The following is a 21,091-nucleotide window of genomic DNA, read 5'->3' as shown; positions in this document are numbered from 1 at the left end:
AGAAAAAAACAAACTATTGTATTGGCTTATTATTTTTTTTGAATATCCCTTAATTATTTGTCATAAAACTTTCAAATATAGCTTTAAAATTTTCTAATTTCATAGGTGACATTCTTATTCTTTTTAATGCAAACTCACCATTTTTAATATTAGCCAGCCCACCCTCTGTTGTCACTGCACCTTCTAGCCCTAATTCCTTTGCCACCTGTATTGTTTCATCATCATATCTCCCAACAGGGTAACAAAGATATTTACTATCTACCCCACACTTTGCTTTTAAGGAATCCTTTCCTGCTTTAATAATATTTACTTTATCAGCTCTACTTAATTTATTTAACTCCATATGTTTTGATGTATGATTTTCTATTCCCATACCTTTGCTAGCCATTTCTTTAAGCATTACCGAGCTCATATACGAAGAATCAACATCTGTTGTATCAGTTATTATAAAAAATGTAGCTTTCATATTATTATCAATTAAAGCTTTATACCCAGCTGTATAATTATCTGCATATCCATCATCAAAGGTAATCGCAACTGGTCTTTTAGGTACCTTTCCACTTTTCAAAGCTGAAATAACCTCACCCATTAACATAGGTGTAAAGCCTTCTTTTTTTAACCAACTCATTTCCGCAGTAAATTGCGCTACTGGGATCAATAAATTATTTTTACTATCACTATCTGAAATAGAATGATACATAAGAATTGGTATATAGACTTCTCCCGGAGTTAGATTTACATACTTAATTTTCTCTTTTTTATTCATAGCTTCTTTATTTATTTCCGCTATCTTCATGGCTTCTTTATTAGCTTCGTTTTCTTGATCTTTTATATTATCTTCTTTAGTATTTTTATCTTTCTCAGCTTGTGTTTCTTTCTCATTAGCATAAGTAGAATTTTTAGATGTACTCTTCATAAAAATCCCTATAAATACTATTACTATTACTATTATAAAAATTATAATTTTAATTAAGCCTTTCATAACTCCTCCTAATTGTACTAATATATTCTAATTATACTTTTAATCTATTCCGGTGTAAATATATATACTGACATTAAATTGAAATATTAATCTTTTCCCTCCTACTATTGCTATGTTTTTACCACTTTTTAGTCATTATTTATTTAATTCTTATAAGCCATAAAGTTTTGGCTATTCCTATCGAAAGTATTAATATCTAAAATATTGGAGGTAAATTATGAACGAACAAATTATATTAATTAAAACAAATAAAAACTTTATAAAACTTTCTTGGATATTAGCTATTACATATACAATAGGTTTATTAAGCATGCTTAAAAGAGTCACAATATCCATAGAACCTGGTATTTCAGCAATTTTTCTTATGATTATTCCAGTTATAATTTCAACTATTAAACATAAACAGGATGAAAGCAATATTTTTATACGTCGTATATGCGCTACTCCTTTTGCTATTGCATATTCAATACTATTATTTTATTCAAACACAATTATTGCACCATTACTTATAGCCCCACTATTAATAATTTCAAGTACTTACTTAGATTTAAATTTTCAAAGAAGAATGTCGATAGGAACACTAATCTTAATAAGTATTTGGACAATAACCCATATAAATAAAGATAATTCTTCTATGATTTTTTTGGAAACAGTTGTAGTTTTACTTGTTATATATACTGTATATAGCGTAACAAAATTCTCTGAAAGCATTAGAACTTCTGTTAATATAGAATCAGAAAAAGTAACCATTGCAAAAATTGAACAAGAAAAAACTTTCTTTGAAATTCAAAGAGCTGTTGAACTTTTAAATACTAATACTGAATGTTTAAGTAACTCTATTAATTCTATTGAATCTAGTTCTGCTACTATACATCTTGCTATTAGTGAAATTTCTAATGGCTGTGAATCTACTGCTGGCAATATTGATAACCAAAAAAAATCCTCAGATTCAATACAAAATCAGATTAATGAAACTGCTACCTTATCAAATGATATTAAAAATTATTCAATGCAAAGTAAAGAAATCTTTAATAACACATTAGAAACCATTACAATTTTATCCAAAAAATCTAATGAGGTTAATGAAAAAAACAATTCTTTAACTTATGTTTTCCAGAATTTAAAGGATAAATCTAAAGAAGTGTTAGGTATTATATCTATAATTTCATCTATTTCAGAAAAAACTAATCTTTTATCATTAAACGCGGCTATTGAAGCGGCAAGAGCAGGTGAGGCTGGTAGAGGTTTTTCCATAGTTGCCTCTGAAATACGGAAGTTAGCGGATCAAAGCAAAGAATCTACTATTGATATTAGCAATATTTTAATTCAACTAGACAAAGAGGTAGACTTTGTATTTAATGAAATAGATTCATTATCAAAAACCAATACCGAATCAGTATCACTTATAGGTGCTACTGAAAATAAAATAAATATGTTATCATCAACATTAGATAGCTTAAGTGATAATATCAATTTAATAAATAATAAGATTAATAGCACATTAAAATCTAATGAAGAAATTACTAAATCAATAATTAATTTATCTGCTGTTTCTGAAGAAACTCTTGCAAATTCTGAGGAAACTTATGCAACAGTAGAAAACTACTTAGTTGATACTAAAGACGCTAAAAATTTCATAGAAGAATTATCACTTATAACAAATGATTTAAATTCATTACTACATACATAAAAAACAAAAAGAATCTGTAACTCATTAAGTTACAGATTCTTTTTTCTATTTTGGTGCTACAATAAAAAACCACAATAAAGTAAAATACTCCATTGTGGTTTTAAGATATTTTGACCTCAAGTGTTACTTCTTACTCATCCCAACCTTCAGGGAATTCAGCATTATGATAAACTTCTTGAACATCCTCATCCTCATCAAGTAAATTTAACATCTTTTGAAATTTCTTAGCTGCCTCTTCATCTATTTCAGTCATAACGTCTGGAATTTTTGTTACTGACGCTTCAAGGAACTGTATTCCAGCACCTTCTAAGGCTTCTCTTACTGCTCCAAAATCTTCTGGTGAAGTTGTTACTATAAATACTTCATCTTCTGATTCAAAGTCTTCTGCTCCTGAATCTAAGGCAAGCATCATTAATTCATCTTCATCTTTATCTTCTTTTTCTATAATAATTTGTCCTTTTTCTTGGAACATAAAACTTACGCAACCTGGCGTTCCCATATTTCCAAAACCTTTTGTAAATGCATTTCTTACACTACCTGCTGATCTGTTTTTGTTATCAGTTAAAGTTTCAACTATAACTGCAATTCCTGCTGGTCCATACCCTTCATATACTATTTCAAGATAATCAACATTAGCTAGTTCTCCAGTTGCTTTCTTAATTGCTCTTTCTATATTATCATTTGGCATATTAGCTGATTTTGCCTTTGAAATTGCATCTCTTAAACGTGGATTATCCTCTGGCTGAGGGCCCCCACTTTTAGCTGCAACAATTATTTCTCTACCTATTTTAGTAAATATTTTCCCTCTTTGAGCATCTGCTTTACCTTTTTTGCCTGCAATGTTTTTCCATTTTGAATGTCCTGACATTTGTACGCCCTCCCAACATTTAATATAAATTTTTATTCACTCCTAAAGGAGCTAAATCCCCACTCTAAATATATAATTATATATTCTAATTAATATATAAAATTATAACATAACCGTTTACAGTTTTCAATTAGGCATCTTAAAGAATCTGACTACTTATTTTTTTAAATGTTCCTTATACTCTATATCCCTTTAAATAATCTATTTTCTTCTTTAAAATATATCCCCTCTTCACTTTTACTAGTTTCTATTTTACCACTTGAAACTTCTATCATCTTTTTTTCTATTTCTTCTATTTGGTTTTCTTCTGCTAAAACATGTACTATTACTTTATCTGAGTATTCTACTTCCTCTATATGCCAAAGGTTTTGACCACAAATATATTGTATTTTCCCAAGCATATCATATTCCATATGGAATGAAAGCCTTGCTCCATCTATTTTTTCAACTACTCCACCAGCTTTTAGTGCAATAGATGATCCTTTAGTGTAAGCTCTTGTAAGTCCTCCTGTTCCAAGAAGTATTCCGCCATAATATCTAGTTACTACTATTGCACAATCTGTAACATTACTTTTTTTCATAACTTCTAGTATTGGTATTCCTGCTGTTCCTTGAGGTTCGCCATCATCACTATATCTTTGAATGCCCATATTTTCACCTACTGTATATGCAAAGCAGTTATGTCTTGCTTGCTTATGTTTACTCTTTATTTCTGCAACAAAAGCTTTTGCCTCGTCTTCAGTTTCACACCTCTTTGCATATCCTATAAACCGAGATTTCTTTTCTATAAATTCATCTTCTCCAAATTCTCTTATAGTTAGATAAGCCACTTAACTTAACTCCTCTCTAATTAAATTTATCCCTTGCTTTATTTTCTCCTCATTTACTTGAGCAAACCCTATTCTAAATGAATAATCACCATCTTTTGGATACCTATAAAATATTACCCCTGGGGTGATATAAACACCTTTGCTTTTTAATTTGTAAAATAAGCTTTTAGAGGTTATATTTTTTTCTTTTAATGAAAGATAAAAATTTAGCCCACCTTTAGGATCAATAAACCTTACAAACTCTCCTAATTCCTGTTTAATTAACTCTCCCATTAATTCATATCTTTTTTTATATTCATCTTTTAAAAAGCCAATATGGCCTTTAAAGTAACCTTCTTTAATATAAAGTTCTAATGCTCTTTGCATTAGTGTTGAAGTTGCAATATCTGTATTTATTTTTGAATTTTGAAGTGACTCTCTAAAAATATCTGGTGTAATTATATACCCAAGTCTTATTCCTGGCAAAAATATTTTAGAAAAACTCTTAATATAAAGTACTCTATCATTTTTATCAAGTTTTTTAAAAGGCTCATGAACTATTTCGCTTTCATAAATCAGCTCTGAAAGATAATCATCTTCTATAATATAAAAATCATATTTTTCTGCTAACTCTAAAAGTTTTAACTTCTTTTCTTTACTATAGCTTATCCCTGTTGGGTTATGGAAATAACTCATAGTATAAAAGCATCTTATCTTATTCTTCTTTAAAATTTCCTCAAAGGCAACAATATCTATTCCATCTTCTTCGAGATTCACTTCAAATATATTTGCTCTTCTCCACTTAAAAACCGAAAGTGCTCCCCCATAGGTTGGTTTTTCAACAATTACATTATCATTAATATTAATTATTGCTTTTGACGCAATATCTATTCCTTGTTGAGCTCCTGACACTATTAGTATGTTCTCAATACTAAGTCTATTTTTCCAAAATTCTTTATTTATGGTTTTTCTAAGTTCCTCATATCCAAGAGGTTCCTGCATTATTAAAGCATTTGCTCCATCCCTATCTAAAACCATATTTATAATTGATTTAAACTCCTCTATAGGAAAATATACTTCTGATTGAGTTTCTCCTGCAAAATCTATTATATTAAAAAGTTCATCTTGTTTTATCTTTTTAAAATATTTAGAGTATTCCCTATTGAATATAGGGACTATATCCTTTCTTTTTGCAAAGGTTCCTGATCCTACCTTCTGAAAGGCATACCCCTCATTCTTTAATTTTTTATAAGTATTAACAATAGTAACATTATTCACCCCTATAACTTTTGCTAATGCTCTTATAGTTGGTAATTTTTCACCATCTTTTATCTCTTTATTATCTATTAGTTTTTTTATATTATTTGCAATTTGAATATATTTAGGAACTTCTTCTTCAAAGGTTATTAAAAATTTTTCTTCCATCAATTCACCCCATACAAATTAATCAATTCACTTTTCAAAAAATATTTTAAGGTTTTCAAATCACTAAAAACCTTTATATGAATATACACTTTCTTCACTTAATTTATTGCCAAAAGGATCTTTAAAATCTCTAAATTCTCTATTTACTAAATCTTTTTTATATAAATATTTTAATATATACTCAATTTTTATATTAAAATTAACAAATAAATCATCTCTTTCAATTTCATAAGAACTTAAATATTCCTCCTTAGATTCTAAAAATTCTGAAAGTGGATCTACAGTATCCTTTATAGTGTAATTTAAATAATTTTCTATAAACACTAATGCTTTTTCAATCATTTCTTTATTTACCGGACTTGTAAACAATTCGCCTATTAAACTCTCAAAACTATCACTTAAATTGCAAGCCATCTTTAATGAATCTTTACTAACTATGTATCCTTTCATATTTAAATAAAGCTTTGAGAAATTATCTAGAACCCTTATTAAAACTTCATAAGAGGTATAAATCCCGCCATTATGCAAATATTTTTTGCATACCCCTATGTCCTTAAGTAAATTACCTAGGTAAACCAAATTCCATTTTTTTCTATCTAGATTTATTGAATAACGCGTATTGCTATCTATATTTGAAATATCATCATCTTTTGAGAATATTAATTTAGATGATATTAATGTATTCTTTATTGTCCCCTTTATACCCTCACCTTTATATGCTTCTATAAAAGATCTTTTACTTATAAACTTTGAATGAACTGGAATTGTTAAAATTTCTGTGTAAACATCTCTTACTTCATGAAATTCATCATTACAAATTACAAACAAATCTATATCTGAGCCTTCCCACAAATCTCCAGTCACCATACTTCCAAAAATAAATATAGCTAATATATTACTGTTTTTCTTTAGTCCCTCAGTAATTTCCAAAAATGCCTTTTGATAATCTATTATAGCTCTTGCCATTCAGAATCCTCCCTTACACTAATTGTATTATTACAATTATACATACTTTTTCACTAATCTTCCACTATTTATTATATTCTTAAATATTAAAACTTATTTATGATTTAGAATACGACTAAAAAAAGCACAGAATTATTTTATTCTGTGCTTTTTCATAAGGGAGTTTCTTTAAATAACCAATTTAATTTTTGTTTACATATTTTCTATACTTACTACATTGTAACCTTCATATTCAATTTTCTCTTTTATTTCTTGATTTGAAGATAAAGTTCCAACCATTCCATATTTTCCTTCTAAACTTACTTGTATATTTCCCGAATTATTTAATGATGCTAAAACATCCTTAACATTATTTACGCTAATCCCTGTACTCATACCTTCAATTTTAATTTTTTTCATCATTTTAATAAATCACCTCTTCATTAAAATAGTATTTCCTTCAACATCTACCTCTATCCATGATTTAGAGATACTTTTCAAAATAACTAGTTATTATATATGAATATTAAAAAGACATTAAATAGATTTTTCATAAATCTATTTAATGTCTTTTTTTTGAATTTAATTATACATTTATTATATTAGTTACAAATTCCTTTGATTTATTATATATTTCATCATCTACTTCAACCTTCATATAAGTTCCATTATCTTTATATTCTTCTTCTAAAATTCTTCCATTTCTATGAAGGTAAGAAGATATATCACTTCTATCATAAGGAATTAAATATTCACATTTTTTAAATTTATAAGGTAAGTTCTCTTCTATTAAGCTTAATAACTTTTCTAAATTCCAACCTTCCATTGCTGATATTTCTATTATTTCATAATCTTTAACATTTTCGTATATAAGTTTTTTTTGTTCTTCTGTAGCTATATCTATTTTATTTAATACTAACATTGTCTTTTTTTCTTTTGTTCCAAGTTCTTCAAGTACACCTTCAACAGCTTCTATTTGTTCTAGTGCATATTCTGAAGATGTATCTACAACATGGCATAAAAGATCTGAGAATATAACTTCTTCTAATGTTGATTTAAATGCTTCTATTAAATCATGAGGAAGCTTTCTAACAAAACCAACTGTATCAGTTAATGTAATTATTCCTTTATTGCTTAATGTAATTGCTCTAGTTGTAGTATCTAATGTTGCAAATAACATATCTGCTTCAAATACCTTTTCTTTTCCTTGAATATCTTTTTGAGCTGCAATATCACAAAGATTATTTCTTAAAGTAGATTTTCCAGAGTTAGTATAACCAACTAGTGATACTCTTGGAATACTTTCTTTATTTCTTTTTTCTCTTTGTGTTTCCCTAACCTTTTTAATTTTCTTTAACTGATCATTTAAATCATAAACAGTTTCTCTTATAGTTCTTCTATCTGTCTCTAATTTCTTTTCTCCAGGTCCTTTTGTTCCAATACCTCCACCAGTTCTTGAAAGCATTGTCCCAAGGCCTTGAAGCCTACTCATTCTATATTTAAGTTGAGCTAGCTCTACTTGAATTTTAGCTTCTCTTGTTTTAGCTCTTCTTGCAAATATCTCAAGTATTAACGTAGTTCTATCAATTACCTTAGCTCCAAGTGCAGCTTCTAGGTTTCTTACTTGTGACCCTGATAGTTCATCATCAAATATAATTACATTTGCTCTTTCTGTTTGTCTTAAACTTGCTATTTCTAAAACTTTTCCTTTTCCTATATAAAATGCTGGATCAATTTTATTTCTACTTTGAAATATCATTTCTAAAACTGGTATTTCACAAGCTTTAGTTAATTCTTTTAATTCTTCTAAACTTTCTTTAGTGTCTGAACCAACTAAAATAGCTCTTTCACCATCATCTTCTATAATATCTTTTTCTCTTATAAGACTTTCAATATATTGTATCTTATGAATGATATTCTCTGATAAAACTTCTTCCATTGAAAGATTACTTTGTTCTTCATAATCTAAAACATCATTATTTATTGTTATCATACCTACAGCAAAGTCTATTATCTTACCTTTGTATACTCCTATAGCCATTATTGCATCTAACTTTAGCTTTATTAAAGCTGTTAAATCTAAAGCTGAAAAATTACAAAATCCATTTGGATGGGTATGTATTATTCTAACTCCTGATAATCTTTTTTCTCTTATATCAAGCATTGGTATTTCAACTGATGTTGAATCTCCAACAGCTACTGATACCACCTTTCCTCTTCTATCTATAGCAATACTTACTTCTCTTTCAATAATTGATGACACTCTTGAAATTGTTTCAATTACTTCAACGCTACACATCTCATCTTTTGGATTTTTAACCTTATATAAATTCTCTAATTCTTCTAAGAATGAATTCTTAACTCCATCTACATTTCCATATATCATAACTTCACCTCATTATCTTTATCTTGACAACTTTCATATAATTTTATACTATTAATACAAAAAAGTAAATAAGGCAAACTAAATGGAGGTTTAATTTATGGAAAACAAAAAACGTAATATACTTTTCACAGAAGATCAAATCAAAACTAGAACTGCAGAAATCGGTAAAATTATAACAGAAGATTTTAAAGGTAAAAAACTTTATGTTCTTCCTTTATTAAGAGGAAGCTTTATATTTGGAGCTGATTTATTCCGTGAACTTGACTGCAAGGCTAAAGTTGGATTTATGACAACTTCAAGCTATGGCGATTCTGAAACAAGTACTGGAACTATAGAAATTATAAATGATATTCCAGACGACATTAAAGGATGGGACGTTTTAATAGTTGATGATATAGTTGACACTGGTACAACTATGGATTACGTTATAAACCATGTTAAAAATCTTGGAGCTGCATCAGTTAAGAGTTGTGTTTTACTGGATAAGCCCTCAAGAAGAAAGGTTGACATAAAACCTGACTATTGTTGCTTTGAAATTGAAGATTTATTTGTAGTTGGTTACGGATTAGATTATGAGGGTTTCTATAGAAATATCCCTTATGTATTTAACTGGCAAGATAACTAATGGATCTGAAAAAAATAACAAATTAAATATTTTGAGTATATTTTCTGCTAGGTGTGGAACCAAAACCTGTGAATAGTTAGCTATTCACAGGTTTCCATGATAAATCATAGCGCAAAATAAACCAGAAAATAACTAGTTATTTTTTCAAATTCTTAGGCTTTTTTAGGTTTTCTATTTTTTATTATTTCCTAAATCAATTGATGTATCTGGTATTTGTCCAACTATTATTGTTTCTGATATTGGTATTTGAGATGTTACTTCTATTTCTTTAATATTTAGTGGCACTATAACTTTCAACTTCATTTTTACATTTAAATATATTTTATGTCTTGTTTGATTTATTCCTGCACTTTCAAATATAGATTCATAATGACTTTCAACATTTCCTATCTGTTCCATTCTTACAGTGACTTTAGGTCCCAAATTATAAATTACTGATTGCTTTGTAATATACCCAACTGGAACTTTTATCCCAATCTCTTCTAATTCCTCTAATCTTTTATTACTTTCTAGCATTAACTGTGCTGCTAAATAATTTAACTTCACAGTATCAGCTCTCACCATTGTAATATTTCCCAAGTTATCCTTTTCTATTAAAATTATGTCAGAGTAATCAAAATCATTTGAATAGACTTTCAAAGAAGTTTCGTTAATAATTTTAGTCGCCTCTGATGTCATCTTAGTTTCAGCAATTTGTAATATTGCTGGTAAAATACTTTTATCAAAAAAGTATAAAATTGAATTAAAAAGAATCAAAATGGTAATAATAACCAATATAAAAGATTTATGTTTAATTTTTAGTCGAATTTTAGGTTTTTTAGTATAATAGTTCATAGTCACCTTTAATAGTTATTATTTTACTCTTAATATAAATATGATATAATGTTTTATATTATATCATATTTATATCCATTTATTATTTTTTTAAAGGGAGGAACAAATGGCGGACAAAAAAAATTTCAACCAAGAAAAAAGCCAAGCTAATGTTAAAAATATAAAAACTGACTTAAAAAATAATACTAATATATCCAGCTCTAAAAAAAATAAAAAACAATCCAAATTTATGAAATTTCTAAAGAAAATGTTTTTGATAATTTTTATAGTAGGAATACTTACTGTTACTGTAGCTCTTGGATATGTTTTTGCAATTATAAAAACTTCTCCTGAACTTGATGTAAATGCTATTGCTAACTTAAGTGAGCAATCTATATTACTAGACAGTAGTGGAAATTTAATTGATAATCTTCCCACAGAAGAAATAAGAACCAAAATAGACATAGCGGCTATGCCAAATAATCTGAAAAATGCTTATATCGCTATTGAAGATGAACGTTTTTATAAACATAAAGGTATCGATATTAAAAGAATTTTAGGTGCTGCCTACCGTGATGTTATAAATATAGTTAATGGTAATAAAAATCTTCACGGAGCTTCAACGCTTACTCAACAAGTAATTAAAAATACTGTTTTAACTAATGAAGTATCTATTAACAGAAAGGTTAAAGAAATTTATCTTGCTTTAAAACTTGAGAAGAAGCTTTCTAAAGATCAAATTTTATCTCAATATTTAAACACTATTCCACTTGGTGGAAAAGTCTATGGTGTTGAGGAAGCCGCAAAATATTACTTTGATAAATCTGCTAAAGATTTAACTTTAATAGAATCTGCATATATTGCTGGTATAACTCAAGCCCCATCTTTCTATAGTGCATATAATGAAAATAATATTGCAGACCCAGTAGAATATTTAGATAGAACTAAAACTGTTCTTATGAAAATGAGAGACTTAAAATTTATAACATTAGAAGAATATAATGTTGCTTATGCAGAGGTTAATGAAAATAAATTTGTTTTCTCACAAACTGTAGTAGATTATAGATTAAAATATGAATGGTTTGTTTTACCTGCAGTTGAACAAGTCAAAAAAGATTTGAAACAAAAATATAAATATACTGACGATGAAGTCTCAAAACTTATGCTAAACGGTGGTTTGAAAATCCATACAACTATGGATAAAAAACTACAAGATAGTACTCAAAATATTTTAAACGAAAGATCAAACATTGCAAATAATGATAATGGTGGTGTTGATGCATTTGATGCAAATGGCGTTCCACTTCTTCAATCATCCGCTGTTGTTATGGATTATAGAACTGGTTATGTTAAAGCATTAATTGGTGGCAGAGGCACTCAGCCAGCGCACTCTTTAAACAGAGCTAGTGATGCACTTAGACCAATAGCTTCTAACACTAAGCCTTTAACTGTTTATGGCCCTGCTATCGACACTAAAATAATGACAGCAGCTACCCCAATAGATGATTCACCTTTGCCTACATCTATTGCTAACCAATATCAGCCAGGATGGGATCCTCATAATTATGATTATAAATTAGACGGTTTTATTTCCTCTCGTGATGCTATAACTTGGTCTAAAAATATTGCTTCTGTTATTACAGAACATACTATTGGTTTAAAAACGGGCCTTGCCTATGGTGAAAAACTTGGGATAAAATATAATGCAGCCTCTGCTAGTTCAATTGCTGCCTTAGCCCTTGGAGAACAGAACAATGCAGCTGATGATTTAGATGGTGGAAATCCACTTATCTTAGCCTCTGCTTTTGGAACCTTTGGAAATAACGGTAATCGTAGTGAACCAGTATTCTATACAAAAGTAGAAGATTCTACAGGTAAGGTTTTACTTGAAAGTAACTCAGAACAAATCCCTGTATTTTCTCCACAAGCAGCATATATAATGTATGATATTTTAAAAGGACCAGTTGATAAAGCTGATGGACGCTTTGCTAAATTTAGCAATACTATGCCTATTTCAGGTAAAACTGGAACATCTGATTCTACTACAGATTGGTGGTTCTCAGGGCTAACCCCTTATTACTCAGCTTCTGTATGGGTAGGATATGATAATAAATATAAAATGAATGGTTATAGTAGTGCCGCAGGTAAGCTATGGGCCCAAATTATGGCTCCAGCCCATGAGGGCCTTGAAGTAACTGAAATAGAAAAACCAGATGGAATAGTTACTGCAAGTGTATGTAAAGATTCTGGAAAGAAACCTACTAATCTTTGTAGCCATGACCCTAGAGGAAGAGTAACCACTGAAATGTTTATAGCTGGAACTGAACCAACTGCAGTATGTGATATTCATGTTACTGCTAAGGTTAATAAAAGCAACAATAAACTTGCTAGTGACAATACTCCAAAGTGGCTTATAGAAGACAGAGTATTTATAAGGAAGCCAAATGCTAGTTCAGCCGCTTCTGATTATAAATACACTCTTCCAACACAAAGGGATGATTCAAAATCAGAAGCTCCAAAACCTGAAGCTCCCAAGCCAGATGTTCCAAAACCTGATCAATCTAATGGGAACTCAGCGCCAGAACTTAATGGTATTGCTGATAGATCAATTAAAGTTGGAGAAACTTTTGATCCAATAGTTGGAGTAACTGCAACTGATAAAGAAGATGGAGATTTAACAAGTAAGATTACTATAAGCGGAACTGTTGATACAACCGCCCCTGGCTCATACAAAGTTAACTACTCTGTTACAGATAGTAAGAATAAAACAATTACTAAACAAAAAATTATAACAGTAACTGGTAGTTAGCACCTTAAGTTGCTGAAATAAAACAGACCATAATCTGCCTAGCATTTTTTGAAACTCCCTTAGAAGCCAAAAGTGAATTTACACTTCACTTTTGGCTTCTATTTTTTTCTTACCTTCTTTATTATTGCATAAATACTTATAATAAAATTCATATATCAACTTTTAATATAAGCTAGTTTCATACTATCACTAGTTATTCAGCAAGTGACAACTTCAAAATATGAAACTAGTTTTTTTTTACTTGCAAATATTATATGATTATTGTAAACTATACAAAGTATAATTATGAAATAATTTACTTAAGAAGAACAAGGAGGATAATAATGGATTTTTTAAACAAATTAATTATGGAAGCAAATAATTTTATATGGACTTATATATTAATAGGTATGCTAATAACAACAGGTATTTACTTTACCTTTAGAACTAAATTTGTACAATTTAGAAACATTAAAGAGATGTTTAGATTATTAGGTGATGCAGGAGGTAAAGATACCGATAAAAATTCTATATCATCTTTCGAAGCCTTTTGTATTAGTACAGCTTCTAGAGTTGGGACTGGTAATTTAGCTGGTATTGCTACCGCCCTTGCTATTGGTGGTCCTGGAGCAATTTTCTGGATGTGGTTAATTGCATTAATTGGAGCCGCATCAAGTTTTATAGAATCTACTTTAGCTCAAATCTATAAAGTAAAGGATAACGGTTCTTTTAGAGGTGGTCCTGCTTACTATATGGAAAAAGGGCTAAAGAAAAGATGGATGGGAGTTTTATTCTCTGTACTTATTATAATATCATTTGGACTTGTATTTAACTCAGTTCAAGCAAATACAATTACACTTGCATTTAATGATTCTTTTGGAATAAATAGAACCTCAATTGGTTTAATTATTACTGCACTTACTCTTTTTATTATATTTGGTGGAGTTAATAGAATTGCTAAAGTTTCTAGTGTTTTAGTCCCAATAATGGCTATAGCATATATTTTAGTAGCACTATTTGTAGTATTTAAAAACTTTACTGAAATTCCTAGAGTAATAGCATTGATTTTTGAAAATGCTTTTGGCATAAATCAATTAGTTGGTGGTGGTATGGGAGCAGCCTTAATGCAGGGTATTAAGAGAGGTCTATTCTCAAATGAAGCTGGTATGGGTTCTGCACCAAATGCAGCAGCAACAGCTACAGTATCTCACCCTGTTAAACAAGGTTTTATACAAACACTTGGAGTATTTACAGATACATTAATAATATGTAGTTGTACTGCTTTTATAATTATATTATCTGGTGTACCTCTTGATGGTAAAATTAAAGGTATTGAACTTACTCAAGCAGCCTTAAGTTCCCAAGTTGGTTCATGGGGTGGAATATTTATATCCGTATGTATATTACTATTTGCCTTTAGCTCAATAGTTGGTAACTACTACTATGGAGAATGTAATATCCAATTTATAACTAAAAAGAAAATTTATTTGCAAATTTATAGAGTTATTGTAGGGCTTATGGTATTTTTCGGTTCAATTGCAAGTGTGGATATCGTTTGGAACCTAGCTGATTTATTTATGGGGCTTATGGCAATTACAAACTTAATAGCCATAGTATTACTTAGTAACATTGCCATCAAGGCTCTTAATGACTATAATAAGCAAAAAAAATCTGGTATAAAAGATCCTATATTCTACGCTTCATCAATACCAGAACTTGGACCAGAAGTTGAAGAATGGCAAGATAAAGTATTTGAATAAATATTAAATATAACAAAAAAAAAAGCGCTTAGGCGCTTTTTTTAATTGCTTGTTGAATCTTGTATTAACTCTGATGTTCTATTAACAACTTCTCCTGACTCTGCATTTATAAATAACTTATACTTGTCTATTTTACCATCATTAGTTATAACATTAAGATCTACTACATATGATAATTCAAATTCTCCATCTACTCTTAATGTAACTGAAAGTAATGGTTCCTTAACTATTTGCGATTTAATATTTAATTTACTAAAATATTCTATTGAAATATTTTTAGCTTCTTCTAAATCAATATTTTTTTTAATATTATATTTAACTTTATTAATACTTTGATTTGTATAACTTTGTAATTTACCTGAAGTTCTATTAATATTAACTACTATTTCGTTATCATAACATGGGTAGTCTTTAACATATTTATAAAAAGCTATAGTATATGTATTAGACTTTTTTCCTTCCTCTTTAACTTCTCTTACTTCCTTAAATTCAAATTTTTCATTAGTAATTTTGCTAACATATTCCTCAGCTAATATTTTCGCATTATCTTTATCAATAATTGAATCCGGAGATATATCTTCTTTCACTTTTTCAGAAAATCCAGTAACAACATATTTACTATCTAAATTTATTCCTAAATTTTCTCCTACTACTATATATTGCGTTTTAGAATTTTTATTTATTACTTTATCCACTGATTTAAATTCTATTTTTTCTACATTTAATTTCGTATCAATAATATCCATTTTTTGAAGTTTCTCAACAAATCTTTTTGCTACCTTTACTTCTTTTGCTTTATTGTCCAAAAGCGAAACTATAGTAAACCCTATAGCTATAAGTAATGATATTATAAGCAAAGTAAATGCTATAATTTTCTTTTTACCCTTCATTTATTTTCCTCCTATTGATTTAAATATAAAATTAATATCTTATATTCATAATCATTTAACTTGTACTACTTACTATACTACAATATTTTATCATTAATATAAAGTTTTTAATATATATTAATATTATTTTTTTGAAGATATATTACTAAAATTACTTATAGTAATTAAATATGATTATGTATAAGTATATTATTGCTAGGATGTCTCTTTTAAGGAAAATAAGAAATGGATTTGCTTTCTTGTTCCTATATTAGGCACAATCAAATAAATAATAAACCAGTATGCTAGCCTATTTTGTGTAATACTGCGTCATTAAATCCTTAGATAGCCCCAGTATCTGCGGATTTACTTCCTTGTCTTACACAAAATATTCGTCGCATCTTTGGTCTATTATTTATTTTCAAGTGCCTTAATTAATTTTAAATTTATTTATTTCAGTCCCTAACTTCTCTGCTAATATTTGAAGTTCACTTGAATCTTTTGCAAACTCTTCCATTGCAGCTGTTATTTCTTCTGTTGAAGCATTAACTTCTTCTGAAGAGGCGGCTGTTTCTTCAGATATAGCTGAAATATTTTCAATTTCTGATATTGTAGATTGTTTTTTCTCATTTATATCAATAATAGATATTTTTACTTCATCAACTTTAGTAATCATTATTTCAATTGCTTTTAAAATCTCACTAAATATCTCTTGAGTTTGACCTACAGCTAAGTCCTGTTCATTCACTACAGTCTCAGTGGATCTAATAGCCTCTACCGCTAAGTCTGATTTTTTCTGTATGCTTGCTATAATTATCTTTATTTCTTCTGTTGAAATTTTTGATTGGTCAGCAAGTTTTCTTATCTCTTCTGCAACTACAGCAAATCCTCTACCTGCTTCACCTGCACGTGCAGATTCAATACTTGCATTTAATGATAAAAGATTAGTTTGCGCTGTTATATTGGCTATTGTTTCAGATATCTCATTTATTTGCTTAGTGCTTTCATTCATATCTTGCACTATCTCGTTAACTTCTGTAGTAGCTGTCTTAGTTTTATTTGATTTCTCAATTAAGGTGTTTATCATTGATAATCCTTTTGATCCTAATTCTTTAGTATTGCTTGAAATTTTGTCCATTTCATTAGAGTTGATACTAATTTTATCTAATCTGTTTGATAAGTCATCCATTTGAGAAGCACCATTTTGAGCATTTTGAGCCTGCTCAGTTGAACCTATGGCAACTTGTTCTATTGCATTTGCAACTTCATTTATAGAAGCTGTTACTTCCTGTGACCTACTTGCAAGATTTTCCGATGTTTCTAATACCGTTTTAGATGACTTTGTAACACTATGCATAAGCTCTGATATATTTTTTATCATTAAGTTAAATGATATAGCTAAATCTTCAAATTCATCTTTTGTTGAAGCGGTTATAGACACCGTTAAGTCTCCATTTGAAGCCTTATTAAATACTTCTTTTAATTTTTGTATATTATGAGCTATTCCCTTACTTAATAACAATGATAAAGCTACTGAAATTAATCCCATTATTAATATTATTAATAATGTTGTTTTCAATATAGACTTTGTATCACTAGATAGTTCACTTTCATCTAATGTGGCCACTAACTTCCAACCTGTTAATTCATTTGTTTCATATACTCCAAACTTTTTCTCACCATCATCATTATAATTAATAAAACCACTATCCTGTGATTTTGCTTTATCCCAAAAAGATAATTTAGATGCTGTATCTGTATTAATAAGCTCCTCTTGTGGGTGAGCTAGAATATTACCTGATACATCAGAAATAAACACATATCCTGTATTACCTATCTTTTTTGTAGCTATTCGCTCTGCAAGTGTAGTTAATGTGCAATCCATTCCCACAACTCCAACTACTTGTCCATTTTTTTCTACCGTTTTTATAAATGAAACAACATTATTTCCAGTTATAACATCTTTATACGGAGCAGTTATTACAACTTTACCTTTATTCTCTAAAGCTTGTTTATACCAAGGCCTTGTATTTGCTTTAAAATTGTCAGGCATTTTTTCAACAGGATAATTAGCATATTTACCTGAAACACTTCCATAATACACAGCAAGTATATCTTTGTTACTTTCTTTTGAGCCTTTTAATACTTCAGGTATATATTTGATATTATCATCTGTATCAACATTCACGATATTATAATTATTTGCTGCTATTGAAATCATATTAGAAAATCCATTAAAATAATCAGATAATCCATTATTTATTTCCGTAAGTGTTTGTGTACTTGTGACAGTCAATTTTTTGCTAAGAATTGATTTTGACTGAGTGTATGACCCAAATCCTGTTATCATTAGTGGAATCACACAAATTCCTACCAAGCTAATAACTAATTTACTACGAATACTGTTTAGTTTTAAATTTTTAAATTTAATTTTAATCTCCACCTTTTAAACTTATAATACTATAAAACACTTTTTAATTAATATAATTAAAAAAATCCATTAAATAGTACATATATTAATTTTACACTTAAATTATGTATATTTTATTCTACCATATGTACTATCTCGCTAAAAGTAAATACCTAAAATAAAAGGTAAGTACATAATAAAATGTACTTACCTTTTATTTATTAAGTAATTTAAAATTTAACTTATTTAATATTTCTACTACCAGGTTTAATATATGGAGTTCCTTCTTTGCATAAAGCACAATTATCAGCATCATATGTATCTATTTCTAATTTAACTGAGCTATACATTGGATAATCACATACATTACCAGGTGTTCTATCTGCTAAACATGCTACAGCTACTACAATACCACCTAAATCTTCTATAACCTTTGCAGCTTCTTTAAATGATTTTCCTGTAGTTACAACATCTTCTGTTATTATGACTCTTTGACCTGGTTTTATTTCAAACCCTCTTCTTAATGTCATAACGCCATTTTCTCTTTCTGTGAATATAGCAGGTTTTCCAAGTTGTCTACCAACTTCATAAGCCACTATAACGCCACCCATAGCTGGCCCAACAACTATATCAAAATCTATATCCTTTAACTTTTCACAAACAACCCTTAATACTTTTTCAGCTTTATCTGGATGTTGTAGAACCTTTGCACATTGGCAATATCCATTTGAATGTTTTCCTGATGATAATAAGAAGTGACCTTCAAGTAATGCTTCCACCTCTTTTAATATTTCAACTACCATAATAATATCCTCCTAAAATTCGAATTATTTATATATATATTCTATATAATATATTTGACTAGTTATTTTTTAAATATCTTTATCTTTTAATATAATCCTAAATATAACTATTAAACACATCCAATTATTTCATTTATATTTTTAATTCCTTGCGATTTACAGAAAGCTTCCATTTCTGCTATAATTTCTTTTCCTGCCATTGGATTCGAAAAATTTATTGTTCCAATTTGCACTGCAGTAGCTCCAGCCATCATAAATTCTATAGCATCTATACCAGTTGAAATTCCACCTAGCCCTATAACTGGAATGTTAACAGCTTTTGCTACTTCATGAACCATTCTTAAAGCTATTGGTTTAACTGCCGGCCCTGATAGACCTGCATAAATATTATTGAATATAGGCTTTCTTTTATATGGATCTATTGCAAAACCTTTTAATGTATTTATTAATGAAATGGAATCAGCTCCTGCTTTTTCACACATTAATGCCATATTTACAATATCCTCAGCATTTGGTGAAAGCTTAACCATAAGAGGTTTATCTGCCATAGCTTTAATTTCTTTTACAATATCATAAGCTACGTTACCTTTTATTCCAAATGCCATTCCACCCGATTTTACATTTGGACATGATATATTAAGTTCTATCATATCAATATCTGTTCCTCTTAACTTCTCTATTGCAGTTATATAATCTTCAATGCAACCGCCACCAACATTTGCAATTATATTAGTTCCAAGCTTTCTCATATTAGGAAGTTCATTTTTTATAAACCCATCAATTCCTGGGTTTTGCAGCCCAACAGAATTCATCATTCCTGATGGTGTTTCATAAACTCTTATCCCATCATTACCATCCCTTTGATTTAAAGTTAACCCTTTTGATGATATTCCTCCAAGTATTCCTACATCATAAAACTTATTATATTCGGCTCCAAACCCAAAAGTTCCCGAGGCTCCAATTACCGGATTTTTAAAGTATACGCCATTTATATTTACTTTTAACACAACAATTGCCCCCCTTCTATTTATTAAGGTAGTTTGAAAAAATAACTAGGTAGATTCTTTCCTGTACCTAAGTCATTTGAAAAATACCAACCCAAAGCCCAAAATAAACTACATGTTAACTAGTCATTTCAATTAATATACCTAAAATTCTACATAAGCCCCATCAAATACAGGTCCATCTTTGCAAGTTCTCTTATTACCATCTTTTGTTTTACATGTGCATACTAAACAAGCTCCAACTCCACAAGCCATATGTTTTTCCATTGAAACATATACTTTAACATTTTTCTCTTTGCATATTTCAACTACTTTCTTCATCATAACTTCTGGTCCACAGCAAAGGATTGTATCGTATTCTTCTGCTTTTAACAAGTCTGTCACAAAACCTTTATGTCCATGCTTTCCTGTGTTCGTGCTTACATAAGCTTTATTTACATATTCTTTTATTTCATCAATTAAGTATATATTATCTCTAAACCCTGCATAAAGATCTATTTTACTATTCTTATCTTTCTCTCTTAATTTTTTAGCAAGCTCTAACATTGGAGCTGTACCAATTCCACCACATACTAAAGCAACTTTCCCTAAATCTTCTTCTATATTAAATCCATTTCCAAGAGGACCTATTAAATTAATATAGTCACCTTCTACAAGTTTTGCATATTCTCTAGTTCCGTTTCCAACAACTGCATAAAGGAATGTTATTGTTTCAATTCCTTTTTCGCATATGCTTATTGGTCTTGGAAGAAGTGTTGATCCATTAATCTTTAACATATAGAATTGTCCTGCTTTAATTTCATTTTTATCTTCAACTACTAATTTGAAAATTCCATCTGATATTTCTTGATTTAAAATAACTCTAGCCTTATTATAGTTCATCATTATAAGTTCCCCCTTTTACCACCCCTGGG

At 29.1% G+C, this 21,091-nt stretch carries 17 protein-coding genes; 4 read left to right on the top strand and 13 right to left on the bottom strand.

The features are described 5' to 3' along the window. Positions 1-49: 49 nt before the first annotated feature. On the bottom strand, positions 50-982 hold the full coding sequence (locus J1C67_RS13430; protein WP_167867089.1) for a polysaccharide deacetylase family protein: 933 nt from the start codon (positions 980-982) through the stop codon (positions 50-52). A gap of 217 nt (positions 983-1,199) precedes the next feature. On the opposite strand from J1C67_RS13430, the gene J1C67_RS13425 reads away from it, so the two are divergent. Continuing rightward, positions 1,200-2,672: a methyl-accepting chemotaxis protein gene (locus tag J1C67_RS13425; RefSeq protein ID WP_167867090.1), complete on the top strand. Its 1,473-nt coding sequence runs from the start codon at positions 1,200-1,202 to the stop codon at positions 2,670-2,672. Positions 2,673-2,802: 130 nt separating this feature from the next. Here J1C67_RS13425 and J1C67_RS13420 read toward each other — a convergent pair whose 3' ends face one another. From J1C67_RS13420 to hflX, 6 genes are all read right to left on the bottom strand, one after another. Beyond that, entirely contained in the window at positions 2,803-3,540 is a 738-nt protein-coding gene (locus tag J1C67_RS13420) for a YebC/PmpR family DNA-binding transcriptional regulator (protein ID WP_089965499.1), read from the bottom strand. A gap of 182 nt (positions 3,541-3,722) precedes the next feature. Beyond that, positions 3,723-4,370 carry a YigZ family protein gene (locus J1C67_RS13415; RefSeq protein ID WP_167867091.1) on the bottom strand — a complete coding sequence of 216 codons (648 nt, stop codon included), beginning with the start codon at positions 4,368-4,370 and terminating at the stop codon, positions 3,723-3,725. Next, complete coding sequence (locus J1C67_RS13410) at positions 4,371-5,774, bottom strand: aminotransferase-like domain-containing protein (protein ID WP_167867092.1); 1,404 nt, start codon at positions 5,772-5,774, stop codon at positions 4,371-4,373. A gap of 63 nt (positions 5,775-5,837) precedes the next feature. Further along, the gene (locus tag J1C67_RS13405) at positions 5,838-6,740 is read right to left on the bottom strand and encodes a nucleotidyltransferase domain-containing protein (RefSeq protein ID WP_089965492.1); all 903 of its coding nucleotides are present in this window, start codon (positions 6,738-6,740) and stop codon (positions 5,838-5,840) included. A 192-nt stretch (positions 6,741-6,932) separates the two neighbouring features. Next, positions 6,933-7,142: a heavy-metal-associated domain-containing protein gene (locus J1C67_RS13400; protein ID WP_089965490.1), complete on the bottom strand. Its 210-nt coding sequence runs from the start codon at positions 7,140-7,142 to the stop codon at positions 6,933-6,935. 163 nt (positions 7,143-7,305) lie between these two features. Continuing rightward, positions 7,306-9,105: a GTPase HflX gene (hflX, locus tag J1C67_RS13395; RefSeq protein ID WP_089965487.1), complete on the bottom strand. Its 1,800-nt coding sequence runs from the start codon at positions 9,103-9,105 to the stop codon at positions 7,306-7,308. A gap of 97 nt (positions 9,106-9,202) precedes the next feature. Here hflX and hpt point away from each other — a divergent pair, with 97 nt between their 5' ends. Beyond that, entirely contained in the window at positions 9,203-9,730 is a 528-nt protein-coding gene (gene hpt, locus J1C67_RS13390) for a hypoxanthine phosphoribosyltransferase (protein ID WP_089965484.1), read from the top strand. A gap of 171 nt (positions 9,731-9,901) precedes the next feature. Here the strand turns inward: hpt and yunB are convergent, their stop codons facing one another. Further along, positions 9,902-10,564, bottom strand: a complete 663-nt coding sequence (yunB, locus tag J1C67_RS13385; RefSeq protein WP_167867093.1) for a sporulation protein YunB — start codon at positions 10,562-10,564, stop codon at positions 9,902-9,904. Positions 10,565-10,670: 106 nt separating this feature from the next. On the opposite strand from yunB, the gene J1C67_RS13380 reads away from it, so the two are divergent. Both J1C67_RS13380 and J1C67_RS13375 read left to right on the top strand, forming a co-directional pair. Then, positions 10,671-13,352: a transglycosylase domain-containing protein gene (locus J1C67_RS13380; RefSeq protein WP_167867094.1), complete on the top strand. Its 2,682-nt coding sequence runs from the start codon at positions 10,671-10,673 to the stop codon at positions 13,350-13,352. Positions 13,353-13,675: 323 nt separating this feature from the next. Then, positions 13,676-15,091 (top strand): alanine/glycine:cation symporter family protein, encoded by a 1,416-nt coding sequence (locus J1C67_RS13375; RefSeq protein ID WP_089965477.1) that lies wholly within the window; start codon positions 13,676-13,678, stop codon positions 15,089-15,091. Positions 15,092-15,132: 41 nt separating this feature from the next. On the opposite strand, the gene J1C67_RS13370 is transcribed toward J1C67_RS13375, so the two are convergent. The 5 genes from J1C67_RS13370 to J1C67_RS13350 all read right to left on the bottom strand — a co-directional run bounded on the left by J1C67_RS13370 (position 15,133) and on the right by J1C67_RS13350 (position 21,059). Next, positions 15,133-15,981, bottom strand: coding sequence for a YcdB/YcdC domain-containing protein (locus J1C67_RS13370; RefSeq protein ID WP_167867095.1), 849 nt, complete (start codon positions 15,979-15,981; stop codon positions 15,133-15,135). 409 nt (positions 15,982-16,390) lie between these two features. Beyond that, the gene (locus J1C67_RS13365) at positions 16,391-18,391 is read right to left on the bottom strand and encodes a methyl-accepting chemotaxis protein (RefSeq protein WP_167867164.1); all 2,001 of its coding nucleotides are present in this window, start codon (positions 18,389-18,391) and stop codon (positions 16,391-16,393) included. 221 nt (positions 18,392-18,612) lie between these two features. Further along, the gene (pyrE, locus tag J1C67_RS13360; RefSeq protein WP_089965475.1) at positions 18,613-19,173 is read right to left on the bottom strand and encodes an orotate phosphoribosyltransferase; all 561 of its coding nucleotides are present in this window, start codon (positions 19,171-19,173) and stop codon (positions 18,613-18,615) included. A gap of 110 nt (positions 19,174-19,283) precedes the next feature. Then, on the bottom strand, positions 19,284-20,180 hold the full coding sequence (locus J1C67_RS13355) for a dihydroorotate dehydrogenase (protein WP_167867096.1): 897 nt from the start codon (positions 20,178-20,180) through the stop codon (positions 19,284-19,286). A gap of 141 nt (positions 20,181-20,321) precedes the next feature. Further along, positions 20,322-21,059 (bottom strand): dihydroorotate dehydrogenase electron transfer subunit, encoded by a 738-nt coding sequence (locus J1C67_RS13350; RefSeq protein ID WP_167867165.1) that lies wholly within the window; start codon positions 21,057-21,059, stop codon positions 20,322-20,324. Between the last annotated feature and the right edge of the window lie 32 nt (positions 21,060-21,091).

This window comes from Clostridium gasigenes, from assembly GCF_017348895.1.
In the GTDB taxonomy this organism is placed as follows: Bacteria; Bacillota; Clostridia; order Clostridiales; family Clostridiaceae; genus Clostridium; species Clostridium gasigenes.
Note: the sequence above shows the minus strand (reverse complement) of the source record. Positions and strands in the feature narration are given on the sequence as shown.